The 12847-nt window shown below is 73.7% G+C and carries 10 protein-coding genes and 1 pseudogene; 7 read left to right on the forward strand and 4 right to left on the reverse strand.

What is annotated here, in order from left to right; all coding sequences use genetic code 11:
* Position 1: 1 nt before the first annotated feature.
* Both VQH23_RS23120 and VQH23_RS23125 read left to right on the forward strand, forming a co-directional pair.
* Positions 2–3094, forward strand: a pseudogene (locus tag VQH23_RS23120) (efflux RND transporter permease subunit); the annotation flags it as partial.
* A 74-nt stretch (positions 3095–3168) separates the two neighbouring features.
* Complete coding sequence (locus VQH23_RS23125) at positions 3169–3933, forward strand: hypothetical protein (RefSeq protein WP_338663019.1); 765 nt, start codon at positions 3169–3171, stop codon at positions 3931–3933.
* Here VQH23_RS23125 and VQH23_RS23130 read toward each other — a convergent pair.
* Both VQH23_RS23130 and VQH23_RS23135 read right to left on the reverse strand, forming a co-directional pair.
* Positions 3873–4490 (reverse strand): MarR family winged helix-turn-helix transcriptional regulator, encoded by a 618-nt coding sequence (locus VQH23_RS23130; RefSeq protein ID WP_338663020.1) that lies wholly within the window; start codon positions 4488–4490, stop codon positions 3873–3875. The two genes, VQH23_RS23125 and VQH23_RS23130, sit on opposite strands and share 61 nt — an antisense overlap.
* A 128-nt stretch (positions 4491–4618) precedes the next feature.
* A complete protein-coding gene (locus tag VQH23_RS23135; protein ID WP_338663021.1) occupies positions 4619–5620 on the reverse strand; it encodes a tripartite tricarboxylate transporter substrate binding protein in 1002 nt (333 codons plus the stop codon).
* Positions 5621–5795: 175 nt separating this feature from the next.
* Here VQH23_RS23135 and VQH23_RS23140 point away from each other — a divergent pair, with 175 nt between their 5' ends.
* Complete coding sequence (locus VQH23_RS23140) at positions 5796–7376, forward strand: FAD-dependent monooxygenase (RefSeq protein ID WP_338663022.1); 1581 nt, start codon at positions 5796–5798, stop codon at positions 7374–7376.
* Positions 7377–7409: 33 nt separating this feature from the next.
* On the opposite strand, the gene smpB is transcribed toward VQH23_RS23140, so the two are convergent.
* Positions 7410–7895 carry an SsrA-binding protein SmpB gene (gene smpB, locus VQH23_RS23145; protein ID WP_338663023.1) on the reverse strand — a complete coding sequence of 162 codons (486 nt, stop codon included), beginning with the start codon at positions 7893–7895 and terminating at the stop codon, positions 7410–7412.
* Entirely contained in the window at positions 7895–8773 is an 879-nt protein-coding gene (gene dapA / locus VQH23_RS23150; protein ID WP_338663024.1) for a 4-hydroxy-tetrahydrodipicolinate synthase, read from the reverse strand. The genes smpB and dapA overlap by 1 nt, the downstream gene beginning before the upstream one ends.
* 249 nt (positions 8774–9022) lie before the next feature.
* On the opposite strand from dapA, the gene VQH23_RS23155 reads away from it, so the two are divergent.
* Genes VQH23_RS23155 through VQH23_RS23170 form a run of 4 tightly spaced genes read left to right on the forward strand, consistent with a single transcriptional unit; the run spans position 9023 to position 12823 of the window.
* Positions 9023–11047 carry a lytic transglycosylase domain-containing protein gene (locus VQH23_RS23155; RefSeq protein ID WP_338663025.1) on the forward strand — a complete coding sequence of 675 codons (2025 nt, stop codon included), beginning with the start codon at positions 9023–9025 and terminating at the stop codon, positions 11045–11047.
* Positions 11044–11889 (forward strand): alpha/beta hydrolase, encoded by an 846-nt coding sequence (locus VQH23_RS23160; RefSeq protein WP_338663026.1) that lies wholly within the window; start codon positions 11044–11046, stop codon positions 11887–11889. The genes VQH23_RS23155 and VQH23_RS23160 overlap by 4 nt, the downstream gene beginning before the upstream one ends.
* The gene (locus VQH23_RS23165) at positions 11889–12329 is read left to right on the forward strand and encodes a phosphatidylglycerophosphatase A (RefSeq protein ID WP_338663027.1); all 441 of its coding nucleotides are present in this window, start codon (positions 11889–11891) and stop codon (positions 12327–12329) included. Before VQH23_RS23160 ends, VQH23_RS23165 begins: the two co-directional genes overlap by 1 nt.
* The gene (locus tag VQH23_RS23170) at positions 12329–12823 is read left to right on the forward strand and encodes a nicotinamide-nucleotide amidohydrolase family protein (RefSeq protein ID WP_338666150.1); all 495 of its coding nucleotides are present in this window, start codon (positions 12329–12331) and stop codon (positions 12821–12823) included. Before VQH23_RS23165 ends, VQH23_RS23170 begins: the two co-directional genes overlap by 1 nt.
* Positions 12824–12847: the final 24 nt, after the last annotated feature.

Here is a 12847-nt window from a genome sequence, read left to right on the forward strand (position 1 = left end):
GATGAACATCTCGGCCCCCTTCATCGCGCGGCCGATCGCGACCGCCCTGCTGGCGGTCGGGATCGCGCTCTTCGGGCTCGTGGCGCTGTTCCGCCTGCCCGTCGCCTCCATGCCGCGGGTGGACATCCCCACCATCGTCGTTACCGTCAGCCAGCCCGGCGCGGCGCCGGAGACGATGGCGAGCACCGTTGCCGCTCCGCTGGAACGGCGCATCGGCACCATCCCCGGGGTGACGGAGATGACCTCCTTCTCCTCCCTCGGCAGCGCCATCATCATCATTCAGTTCGACCTCGCCCGCACGCAGCGGGAGGCGGCGCAGGACGTCCAGGCCGCCGTGAACGCGGCGCGGCAGGACCTGCCTTCCGGCCTGCCCAACCCGCCCACCATCCGCAAGATCAACCCGGCCGACGCGCCGATCATGATCCTGGCGATGAGCTCCGAGACCCTCGCCGGCCCCGCGGTGTACGACGCGGCGGACAGCCTCGTCGCGCAGCGCCTGGCGCAGGTGCCGGGCGTGGCGCAGGTGGAGGTGAGCGGCGGCGACCAGCCCGCGGTCCGCGTGGCGGTGGACCCGGCGGCCGCGGCCGCGGCCCAGGTCTCGCTGGAGGAGATCCGCCTCGCGATCACCCGCGCCAACGTCACCGCAGCCACGGGCTTCATCGAGGGCCCGGAGCAGTCCGCCGCCATCCGCACCAACGACCGGATCGACCGCGCCGACGCCTTCCGCGAGATCGTGCTGAAATCGGCGGGCGGCGCCATCGTGCGCCTCTCGGACGTGGCGCGGGTGGAGGACAGCGTTCGCAGCCGCCGCCAGGCGGGCTGGTTCAACGGCCGCCCGGCCATCCTGCTGATGGTCAGAAAGCAGGCCGACGCCAACATCATCGACGTGCTGGACGGCGTGCGCGCCATGCTGCCCCAGGTGCAGAACTGGGTTCCCGCCGGGGTGAACATTGAGGTGGTGAGCGACCGCTCCGTCACCATCCGCGCCTCGGTCGAGGAGGTGGAGCTGACACTGGCAATCACCATCGCCCTCGTCGTCGCCGTGGTGGCCGTGTTCCTGCGGCGCTGGGCGCCGGTGCTGGCAGCCAGCGCCGCCGTGCCGCTCTCCCTCCTCGGCACGGTCGGGGTCATGTGGTGGATCGGCTACTCGCTGAACAACCTCTCCCTCATGGCGCTCACCATCTGCGTCGGCTTCGTGGTGGACGACGCCATCGTCATGATCGAGAACATGGCCCGCCACCGGGAGCGCGGGCTGGCCCCGATCCAGGCGGCGCTCGCGGGGGCGCGGGAGATCGGCTTCACCGTTCTCTCCATCACCCTCTCCCTCATCGCCGTCTTCATCCCGCTGCTCGCCATGGGCGGCATTATCGGGCGCTTGTTCCGGGAGTTCTCGGTCACGCTCGCCGTGGCCGTCGCCATCTCCGGCGTCGTCTCCCTCACCCTCACCCCCATGATGGCGGCCTGGATGGAGCGCGACCGGCCGGAGAGGCCGCCCGGGCTTCTCGCCCGCGCCTTCGAGGGATCGCTGGACGCCACCGCCCGCGGCTACATCGCCAGCCTCACCGTCCTGCTGCGCTTCCGCTGGCTCATGCTGCTGGCCACCTTCGGGCTGATGGGGCTGACGGTGTGGCTCTACGTCCTGGTGCCGAAGGGCTTCATCCCCACCCAGGACACCGGGCTCCTCCAGGGCAGCACCCAGGCCGCGCCGGACACCTCCTTTGCCCGAATGGAGGAGCTGCAGCGCCGCGCGATCGAGATCGTGGCGGCGGACCCGGCGGTGGAGAGCGTGGGCGGCAATGTCGGTAGCAACGGCGGCCAGGGCTCCTCCAACCGCGGCAACATGTACGTCACGCTGAAGCCGCGCGAGGAGCGGGACGTGACGGCGGAGGAGGTGGTCGCCCGCCTGCGCGCCCCGCTGAGCCGCATTCCCGGCGCGGCCGTCTTCCTGCGCCCGAACGAGGACATCCGCATCGGCGGGCGGCAGGACAGCGGCCGCTTCTCCTACGTGCTGCTCGGCAACGACATCGAGGAGCTGCGGGAGTGGACGCAGACCATGGTGCAGGCCCTGCGTCAGGTGCCCGGCATCAACGACGTGACGAGCGACCAGGACCGCGCCGGACTCGTCACCCGCGTGGAGGTGGACCGCGCCGCCGCCTCCCGGCTCGGCGTGACGCAGACCGAGATCAACGCCGCGCTAAACAACGCCTTCGCCCAGCGGCAGGTCTCCACCATCTACCGCGCCCGCAACCAGTACCGGGTGGTGCTGGAGATCGATCCCGGCCTGCAGCAGGGGCCGCCGGACATCACCCGCATCTACGTGCCGGGCACGGGGGACACGCAGGTGCCGCTCTCCTCCGTGGCGCGCGTGACCGCGGCCGCGGCACCGCTCGCCGTCGCGCACCAGGGCGGCTTCCCCTCCGCCGCCATCTCCTTCAACCCCGATGAGAGCCTGCAGGTGGCGGAAATCCAGGCGAGGATCGAGGAGGTGCAGCTCCGGGTCGGCCTGCCCACCACCATCCGCGCGCAGTTCGGCGGCAACGCGCAGGCGGCGCAGTCCTTCGCCTCGGACATGCCGCTGCTGATCCTCGGCGCCTTCCTCGCGATCTACGTGGTGCTGGGCGTGCTCTACGAGAGCTTCGTCCACCCCATCACCATCATCTCCACCCTGCCCACCGCGGGGCTCGGCGCGTTGCTCGCACTGCTCGTCACGAACACGCCGCTGACGGTGATCGCGCTGATCGGCGTAATCCTGCTTCTGGGCATCGTGAAGAAGAACGCGATCATGATGGTGGACTTCGCGCTGGAGCACGAGCGCAGCCACGGCGCGAGCAGCGAGGAGTCCATCCTGGCCGCCTGCCGGGAACGGTTCCGCCCCATCCTGATGACCACGCTCGCCGCCCTGCTCGGCGCCGTGCCGCTGGCGCTCGGCACCGGCACGGGGTCCGAGATCCGGGCGCCGCTCGGCATCGCCATCATCGGCGGGCTCGTCGTCTCCCAGGTGCTGACCCTCTACACCACCCCCGTCATCTACCTGGCGCTGGACCGGCTGCGCCGGCGGGAGCACCCGCGCGCCATCCCCGCTCCCGCCGAGTAGGGCGCCCGGCCGCGGGGACTTGCGGCGCGACGCGGGAGCGGGCCTCCTGCGCGCCTCAACACGGGAGCCCTCCGATGAACGCCATCCAGGCCGCGGCCGACCTCCTCGCGCGCGCCCGCGCCGGCGCCGCCCTGCCCGGCCTGCCCCCGGCGCTGCGCCCGGCCACGATGGCGGCGGCGGAGGCGATCCAGCACGAGACCCTCCTCGCGATGCGGGAGCGGATCGGCGGCTGGAAGATCGGGCGGCTGGAGGGGATGCCCTTCTCCGCCCCCATCCCCGCCTCCCGCCTCCTCACCGATCCCCTGCCCGGCCCCATCACCCTGCCGGCGGAGCGCTATATCGAGATGGAGCTGGCCATCCGCTTCCGCGTGGCCGTCTCCCCGGCCGACGTGGCGACGCTGATCCCCGGCGACCTCACCGGCCTCGCCACCCTCGCCACGCTCTTCGAGTTCGTCCGGCCGCGCATCCCCATGTCCGGCGACGTGACGCCGCTGGACCGGATCGCCGACGCGATGGCGAATGACGGCGCCCTCGTCCGCGCCACGCTGGTGCCGTGGACGCTCACCACCCTCGACATGCCGCCCGCGGTCACCCTCCTGCAGGACGGCGCCGTGCTCTCGCGGCGCGAGGCAGGGGCCCATGTCGCGGCGCCCCTCGGCCCGCTGCTGGAAGCCTGGATCGCCAGGCTCCGGCGCGAGGGCCGGGGCATCGGCATGGGCGAGGTCGTCACCCTCGGCAGCCTCTCCGGCATGCCGCCCATCCCCGGCGCGGGCGCGGGCTACTTCGGGGAGATCGAGGGGCTGGAAGCCCTGCGCTGCACCGTCGCCGCCGTGTCCTGACCCGGCGCCTGACCGGAGACAGGATCGCCCTCGGGCCTTCCCTCGCCGCGCAGCAGGGGCACGCGCGCCTGCCGGTCGTGATGCGTCAGCAGCTTGTCCAGCAGGCGGCCGAGCGAGGCCGCCTCCCGCTCCGTCAGCGGCGCGAGGAGCGTGCCCACGGAGCGCTGGGCCGCCGGCTCGATCTCGTCCAGCAGCGCGCTCCCCTCGGGCGTGAGGGTGAGGATCCGGCGCCGCCGGTCCTGCCGGTCCCCGCGGCGGACCAGCAGACCGCGCCCTTCCAGCAGCCGCACGACCATCCCGGTGGTGGACCGGTCCAGCCCCAGCAGCCCCGCCAGGCCGATCTGGTCCACCCCGGGCCGTGTCCGCAGGGCAAAGAGGATGCCGTACTGCGTCGTCGTCACCTCCATCGCCCGGCACTCCGCCGCGAAGACGGAGAGCGCGATCTGGTGCGCGCGGCGCAGCCGGAAGCCCGGCCGGGTATAGAGGGCCGCGAGCGGCCCCTCCCGCGTTCCGTCCGGGATCTCCTCCGGCGTGATGGTCGGTTCGGCACTGTCCAAGGCGGTCAAAGGCTCCGTCTCCGCGGCCGGGGCGAGCTTTGCCGGAAAGTCCCGGCCGGCGCCACCCCGGCCCCGCCCGGCGGCCCCACTTGCCGGCATAACCCGATCGCCCCGCCCGGCCGTCCCGCTCAGCCCGCGGTGATCTTCGCCTCGCGGATCACCTCGGCCCAGCGGCGGTAGTCCCGCTCCACCAGGGCGCCGAAGGCCTCCGGCGTGGCGGGGCTGGGAATCATGCCCTGGGCCTTCAGCGCCTCCGCCGTGGCGGGCTCGGCCACCCAGGCGTTCAGCGCGGCGTTCAGCGCGCGCACCATCGGCGCCGGCAGCCCCGCCGGCCCCAGCAGCCCGTACCAGAGATCGGCCTGCGCCCCGCCGAACCCGGCCTCGGCCAAGGTCGGCACGTCGGGCGCGAGCGCGCTTCGCTCCTCGCCGGCCACGGCCAGCATCCGGATCTGCCCGGCCCCCACCAGCGGCAGCGCCGTGTGCACGGGCAGCACCATGGCGGCCACGCGCTTGCCCAGCAGGTCCTGGATGGCGGGCGCGGAGCCGCGATAGGGGATGTGGGTCAGCTCCACCCCCGCCTTCAGCGCGAAGAGGGCCATGCCCAGGTGCTGCGGCGTGCCGTTGCCGGGAGAGGCGTAGTCGATCGCCCCTGGCCGGCTCTTCGCCAGATCCGCGAAGGCGCGCGCGTCCCGCGCCGGCACATCCGGGTTCACCACGAGCGCCAGCTCGCCCCGCGTCAGCAGGGCGATTGGCGTGAAGCCCTTCACCGGGTCGTAGGGCACGGTCTGGAACAGGCTGGCGTTCATGACGAAGGTGTTGGGCTGCATCATCAACGTGCGCCCGTCCGGCGCGGCGCGCGCCACGGCCTGGGTGCCGATGAGGCCGCTCGCGCCGGCGCGGTTGTCCACCACCACGGGCTGGCCGATTCGCGGCTGCAGCCAGGGCGAGGCGAGCCGCGCCAGGATGTCCGGCCCGGTTCCCGCCGTGTAGGGAACGATGATCGTGACCGGCCCGTCCGGCTGCGCTCCCTGCCCGCCTGTCTGCCCGCCCGCTTGGGCGTGCGCGGCGCGGGGCAGGAACGGCAGGGCGGCGAGCGCGGCCAGCCGGCGCCGGGCGATGGCTTGGGACACGGAAGGTTTCCTGACAGGGGGTGACCGGCGGCAGCCTGGGGTTCCGGCGCGAGAGGTGTCAATGCATCGCCGGAAAAACAAATGAGACGTCTGACGATCTGGACAGTCCTGCCCCGGCGTGGGAAGCCTCGGCGAAGGCGGGGCCCGGCGCCCCGTGGCGGCGGAAGGACGGGCCATGGCAGGGGACGGGGATCGGGCGCAGGTCGTCATCGTGGGCGGCGGCCCGGTCGGGACGGGGCTCGCCATTGCCCTCGCGCAGCGCGGCGTCGAATCGGTCCTGGTGGAGCGCTACCGAACCCCGCAGCCCATCCCCAAGGGCCAGAACCTGACCCAGCGGACGATGGAGCACTTCCACTTCTGGGGCGCGGAGAAGGCGCTGCGCGAAGCCCGCACCATCCCGCGTGACTACGGCATCGGCGGCATGACCGCCTACGGCACCCTGCTGGGCGAGTACCACTACGACTGGCTCCAGCGGGAGCTGGTCCGCCCCTACTACTTCACCGACAACGAGCGCCTGCCCCAGTACGCGACGGAAGCGGTGCTGCGCGCCCGCTTGGCGGAGCTGCCGGCCGCCCGCGCCCTCTACGGATGGTCGGCCGAGGCGGTGAAGCAGGACGGAGACGGCGTGCGCGTGACCGTGGCCGAGCGGGACGGCGGCGCGCGGCGCGTGATCTCCGCCGACTACGTGGTGGGCTGCGACGGCAGCCGCTCCACCGTGCGCGAGGCGGCCGGGATCACCCAGACCCGCTCCGACCACGACCGGCTGATGGTGCTGCTGGTGTTCCGCTCCGAGGGGCTGAACGAGAGGCTGCGGCGCTACCCCGGCAAGTCCTACTACAACGTGCTGCACCCCGACCTGCAGGGCTACTGGCAGTTCTTCGGCCGCGTGGACCTGGAGGGCGGCTTCTTCTTCCACGCCCCCGTCCCGGCCGGCACCACGAAGGACAGCATGGATTTCGCCGCCCTTCTCCACCGCGCGGCGGGCGCAAGGTTCGACGTGGAGTTCCAGCACATCGGCTTTTGGGACCTGCGCTTCGCGATTGCGGACCGCTACCGGGCCGGCCGGGCCTTCGTGGCGGGCGATGCCGCGCACAGCCACCCGCCCTATGGCGGCTACGGCATCAACACGGGGCTGGAGGACGCGGCCAACCTCGCCTGGAAGCTGGCGGCCGATCTGCAGGGCTGGGCCGGGCCGGGGCTGCTGGACAGCTACGACGCGGAGCGCCGCCCCGTCTTCGCCTCGACCGCCGGGGACTTCATCGGCAGGTCGATCGAGGTGGATCGCGACTTCCTCGCCGCCTTCGATCCCGCGCGCGACAGGGCGGCGTTTGAGGCGGAGTGGGCGGCGCGTCAGGGCGGCGCGAAGTCGGAGGTCGCCTCCTTCGAGCCGAACTATGAGGGATCGCCGATCATCCCCGGCCCGGCCGGCCGCGGGCCGAGCGCGCTCGGCTCCCACAGCCTCGCCGCGCGCCCCGGCCATCACCTCGCGCCGCAGATGCTGGCGGATGGGCGCAACGTGTTCGAGGCGCTGGGGGCAGGCTTCACCCTCCTCGCGGCCGATCCCGGCGGGATGGACGCGATCCGCGAGGAGGCGTCGCGCCGGGGTATCCCGCTGGAAGTCGCCGCGATCGGGCCGGCGGTGCAGGAGGCCTATGGCGCAGAGGCCATCCTCGTCCGCCCCGACCAGTTCGTTGCCTGGGCCGGACCTGCGGCGGAGGCGGGCGACGCGCTGGGGCGGGCCACCGGCTCCGACTGAGCGCCTAGCCCCTGGCCGTTAAACTCCGGGCCGTCAGCCCTTGTCCCGCATCACGCGGGCCTTGTCGCGCTTCCACTCCCGGTCGGCGATGGCCTGGCGCTTGTCGGCCTTCGTCTTGCCTTCCGCGAGCCCGAGCGTGAGCTTCGCCACGCCACGATCGTTGAAGTGGATGTCCAACGGGACGAGGGTCGCGCCCTCGCGCGTCACGGCGCCGGCCAGGGCCTCGGCCTGCTTCTTGTGTAGCAGCAGCTTGCGCGGCCGGCGCGGCTCGAACTTCGCCACCACGGACCCGGCCTGCCATTCCGGGATGTAGAGGTTGAAGATCCACATCTCGCCGTCGCGCTCGCCGGCCCAGGCCTCGGTCAGCGTGGCGCGGCCGGCGCGCAGGCTCTTCACCTCCGGCCCGACGAGCACCATCCCGGCCTCGTAGGTGTCGAGGATCTTGAAGTCGAAGCGCGCCTTGCGGTTCTGCGCCGCGATACCGTGGCTGATCAGCGCCTTCTTGCGGGGTTCCGCCATCAGTTGAGCAGCCCCACGCCGGTCATGGCCGCGCGCACCTTCTGCTTCGACGCCTCCGCGATCGGCGCCATCGGCAGGCGGCAGAACTCCGTGCCCCGGCCCAGCAGGCTGGCCGCGTACTTCACCGGCCCCGGCGAAGTCTCGCAGAACATGGCGTCGTGCAGCGGCGTCAGGCGGGTCTGGATGGCCTGCGCCTCCTTCACGCGCCCGTCGGCCCAGGAGTCGTGCATCTCCCGCAGCAGCCGGGGGGCCACGTTCGCCGTCACGCTGATGCAGCCCACGCCGCCGGCGGCGTTGAAGGCCAGCGCCGTGTGGTCCTCGCCGGAGAGCTGGCAGAAGTCGTCACCACAGGCGATGCGCGTGTGCAGCGGGCGGGTCAGGTTCGCCGTCGCGTCCTTCACGCCGACGATGTTGGGGTGCTGCGCCAGCCGCGCCATCGTCTCCACGCTCATGTCCACCACGCTGCGCGGGGGGATGTTGTAGATGATCACGGGGATGTCGGCCGCGTCCGCCACGGCCTTGAAGTGCAGGTACATCCCCTCCTGCGTCGGCTTGTTGTAGTAGGGCGTCACCACGAGCACGCCGTCGGCCCCGGCCTTCTTCGCGTGCTTCGTCAGCGCCACCGCCTCCGCCGTGGAGTTTGAGCCGGCGCCGGCGATCACCGGCACCTTGCCCCCCGCCGCCTCGATGCAGAGCTCCACCACGCGGTGGTGCTCCTCATGGGAAAGGGTCGGGCTCTCGCCGGTGGTACCCACGGGCACCAGCCCCTGCGTGCCCTCCTCCACCTGCCAGGCGACGAGGTCCTGGAAGGCGCGCTCGTCGATCTTCCCCTCGGGCGTCATGGGCGTGATGAGGGCGACGAGCGATCCCTTGAACATGGGGGACAATTCCTGCGGCCGGGGGGAACGAGACATATGGGTTGCCGGCGACCGGCGCGCCAGCCCGTCCCGGATTACGCGCCGGCCCCCTTCCGAACAAGGGTGGAACCCCTTCGGAGCGACGGGCCGGCGCCCCGACCACGCCCGCGCAGCCGCGACAACTGGCAGCGGAAGCGGCGCCGGCGCGCGCGGGGCTTGCCAGGGGGCCGGCGCCGCCCGACTTTGCGCCGCCACCGCCGGAGCGCCGAGATGCCCCTGACGGCCCCCACCCCTTCCCGCCCCGCCTCCCGCACCGGGGCGCGGGCCGCGCTGCTGCTCGGCCTTGGCTTTGGCCTTGGCTTTGGCCTTGGCTTCCTGGCCGCCCCTTCCCCGGCCGCCGCCCAGCCCTGGGCGACCGAGGCGCAGCGGAGCGCAGGCCGCGCCGCGCTCGGCCTGGCGGGTGGCGGTCGCTACGCCGCCGCCGAATCCGCCGCCGCCCAGGCGGACCCGCTGGTGCGCAAGATCGCCCTCTGGCTGCGGCTCCAGGCGCGTGGCCAGGGCGGCCCGGCGGAGCTGGTGGACTGGATGGCCGCCAACCCCGACTGGCCCCTGCCGAACACGGTGACCCGCCGGGCGGAGGAAGCGCTGGCCGCCGACCCGGACGACGCGCGCGCCCTCGCCCATTTCTCCCGCTTTCCCGCCACTACGCTGGACGGCGCGGCGCGCCATGCCGAGGCGCTGACCCGCGCCGGTGACGCGGCGGGGGCGGCCGCCGCGGTCCGGAGGGCCTGGACCACCGGCCTCGGCGACGCCGCCGCCGAGACCGGCTTCGCCGAGCGCTATGCTGCCCTGCTGACGCCCGAGGATCGCTGGCGCCGCTTCGACCGCGCCTTCCTCTCCCTCGACACCGGCGACGCCGCGCGCGCCGCGGCCTGGCTGGACCCGTCGCGCCGCGCCATCGCCGACATGCGGCTGGCGGTGGCCGCCGGCACGGCCCAGCCCGTGACGGCCGGGGACGACCTTGGCATCCTCGCGGCCAGCGCGCGCGCCCTGCGCCGGGCGGACCGCGACGCCGAGGCCGCCGCCGCCTGGGCCGCGGCCGCCCCGCTGCAGAGGGACCTGCCGCCGGAAGCGGCCAAGGGGATCTGGACGGAGCGCCAGGTCCTCGCGCGGAAGCTCGTGCGGCTGGGCCAGGACCGGCTGGCTTACGCGGTCGCCTCCCAGCACGGCGCGACGGAGGGGGAGCCGCGCTCTGAGGCGGAGTTCCTGGCCGGCTGGATCGCCCTGCGCCGCCTGAACGACCCGTCCTCGGCCGCCCGCCACTTCGCCCTGGTGGGCGACAACAGCGCCAGCATCATCACCCGCGCCCGCTCCGCCTACTGGGAGGGCCGCGCGCTGGAAGGGCGGGATGCGGCCCGGTCCCGCGCGCGCCTGGGGGAGGCCGCGAGCCTCGGCACCGCCTTCTACGGCCAGCTCGCCGCCCTCGCCCTGGGGGAGGACGAGCCGCGCATCGCCGCGCGGATCCGGGCGATCGCGCCGCCCCAGCCCAGCGAGGAGGCGCGGCGCCTTTTCGGGGGCCGGGAGCTCGCCGCCGCCGCGGCCGCCCTGGCCGATCTCGGCGACCACCGCCGCGCGCGCCTCTTCCTGCTGCGGATGGAGGAGCTGTCACCCGATGCCGCGGACCGGGTTCTGATCGCCCGGCACGGCGCGGCGCTGGGCCGGCCGGACTTCGCCGTCTGGATCTCGCGCCGCGCCGGGGCGGACGGGGTGATGCTGCTGCCGGAGGGCTGGCCCTCCCCCTACCCCACCCCGCCCGGCGTCCTGGAGCCGGCGATCGTCAACGCCATTGCCCGGCAGGAGAGCAACTTCGACACTGAGGCCGTCTCCGGCGCGAACGCGCGCGGGCTGATGCAGCTGCTGCCCGCCACCGCCGCCGGGGTGGCGCGCAAGCTCGGCATCCCCCACCAGGTCGGGTGGCTGACCTCCGACCCCGCCCACAACATGCGGCTGGGGTCGCAGTACCTCTCGGACCAGCTGGCGCGCTTCGGCGGCAACCTCGCCCTGGCGGCGGCGGCCTACAACGCCGGGCCGGGCCGGGCGCAGGAGTGGCTGGGCACCTATGGCACCCCGGGCGAGGGCGGGACGGACATCATCGACTGGATCGAGCTGATCCCCTTCGCGGAGACGCGGAACTACGTGCAGCGGGTGGTGGAGAACGTGATGGTGTACCGGGCGCTGGATCCGGCGGCAGCCTCCCTGCCCTATCCGCTCAGGCCCTGGATGACCGGCCAGTGACCCCCGTGACGCGGCAGGTCGCCGCGCGGGACGGGCTGGTTCTCAACGCCCTGGACTGGCCGGGCGAGGAGGGTCGCACGCCCCTTCTCTGCCTGACGGGCATCCTCCGCACCGCCCACGACTACGACCGCTTTGCCGCCCGGCACGCCGGGAAGCGCCGCGTGGTGGCGCTGGACTACATGGGCCACGGCAGGAGCGCCCGCGCCGCGGACATCGCCCGCTACAGGCCGGAGCGGGCGGTGAACGACGTGCTGGACGCCTGTGCCGCGCTGCACCTGCCGCGGGCCGTGCTGGTCGGCACCTCCTTCGGCGGGATCATGGCCATGATCCTCTCCGTCCTCCGCCCCACCCTGCTGCGGGGCGTGGTGCTGAACGACATCGGGCCGGTGATCGACCAGCGGGGCCTCGCCCAGGTGGGTGGCTTTGCCGGCAACGACCCGGGCTTTCCCGGACTCGACGACGCCGTGGCCTATCTCCGCACCGTCATGCCCGGCATGCCCCTGGCCGATGACGAGGCCTGGCGGCACTTCGCGGGCCTCACCTACGCGCGCGGCGAGGACGGGCGGCTGCACCCGCGCTGGGACACCCGCATCGCGGAGGCGATGGAGGCGGGCGCCGCCCCGCCCGATCTCGGGCCCCTCTTCCGCGGCCTGCGGCCGGTGCCGGCCATGCTGGTCTGGGCGGAAGAAAGCGAGTTCCTCGCCGCCGCCACGGTGCGCGCCATGGTCCGGGAGAAGCCGGACCTGGAGCTCGTCACCCTCCCCGGCGCCGGCCATGCCCCGACGCTGGAGGAGCCGCAACTCGTCAGCCCGGTGGACGACTTCCTGGACCGCATTCCCTGATGTCCCCCGCCATGATGGTCGCGTCCCTCTGCGGCATCGGGCGGCTGCGGCCGGCGCCGGGCACCTGGGGATCGGCGGTGGTGCTGCCCGCCGCGCTCCTGGGGCCGGGGCCGTGCCTGGCACTGGGGATCGCCTTCGCGCTCGCCGGCCTCTGGGCCGTCTCCCGCCTGCCGGAAGCGCGGGAGGACCCGGGCTGGGTGGTGGCGGACGAGGCCGCCGGGCAGTGCCTGGCCCTGGCCGCCCTGCCCGCCGGCGCGAACCTCTGGTGGGTCCTGCTCGCCTTCGCCCTGTTCCGGGCCGCCGATATCCTGAAGCCCGGCCCCGTCGGCTGGGCCGACCGGCGTGGGGGCACGCTGAGCGTCATGCTGGACGACGTTCTGGCCGGGATCCTGGCCGCGGCGGTGCTGGGCCTGCTGCGCTCCTTCGGGAATATTGGATGATGCTGCCGCCCGAAACCATCGACCTCGCCGCCGCCCTGCTCGCGGCGCTGCGCGAGAGGGCGCTGACCGCGGCCACGGCCGAATCCTGCACCGGCGGGCTCGTCGCCGCCGCGCTCACGGCCGTGCCCGGTTCCTCCGACGCGGTGCAGGGCGGCTTCGTTACCTACTCCAACACCATGAAGACCCGCCTCCTCGGCGTACCCGAGGCGGTGCTGGCCCGCCACGGCGCCGTCTCCGCGGAGTGCGCGAGGGCGATGGCGGAGGGGGCGCTGAGGGCGGTGGAGGCCGGGCTTGCGATCGCGACCACGGGCATCGCAGGGCCGGGCGGCGGCACCGCGGAGAAGCCAGTGGGACTCGTCTATATCGCGGCGGCGCGGCGTGGAGGGGATACGGCGGCGCGGCGCCTTCTCCTCCCCGGGGACAGGGACGAGGTGCGGGCCGGTACGGTGGAGGCCGCTCTGCGCTTGGCGCTCGCGGAGCTCGGCGCGGCATGAGCGGCTGATTTTCCACCACTGGGG

Origin of the sequence: Pararoseomonas sp. SCSIO 73927, assembly GCF_037040815.1 — a bacterium.
Lineage (GTDB): Bacteria > Pseudomonadota > Alphaproteobacteria > Acetobacterales > Acetobacteraceae > Roseomonas.

Excerpts from the sequence above, each read along its gene's own strand:
- dapA (WP_338663024.1), bottom strand. The coding sequence starts at position 8,773 with ATGTTCAAGGGATCGCTCGTCGCCCTCATCACGCCCATGACGCCCGAG.
- VQH23_RS23140 (WP_338663022.1), top strand. The coding sequence starts at position 5,796 with ATGGCAGGGGACGGGGATCGGGCGCAGGTCGTCATCGTGGGCGGCGGC.
- VQH23_RS23125 (WP_338663019.1), top strand. The coding sequence starts at position 3,169 with ATGAACGCCATCCAGGCCGCGGCCGACCTCCTCGCGCGCGCCCGCGCC.
- smpB (WP_338663023.1), bottom strand. The coding sequence starts at position 7,895 with ATGGCGGAACCCCGCAAGAAGGCGCTGATCAGCCACGGTATCGCGGCG.
- VQH23_RS23170 (WP_338666150.1), top strand. The coding sequence starts at position 12,329 with ATGCTGCCGCCCGAAACCATCGACCTCGCCGCCGCCCTGCTCGCGGCG.
- VQH23_RS23165 (WP_338663027.1), top strand. The coding sequence starts at position 11,889 with ATGTCCCCCGCCATGATGGTCGCGTCCCTCTGCGGCATCGGGCGGCTG.
- VQH23_RS23155 (WP_338663025.1), top strand. The coding sequence starts at position 9,023 with ATGCCCCTGACGGCCCCCACCCCTTCCCGCCCCGCCTCCCGCACCGGG.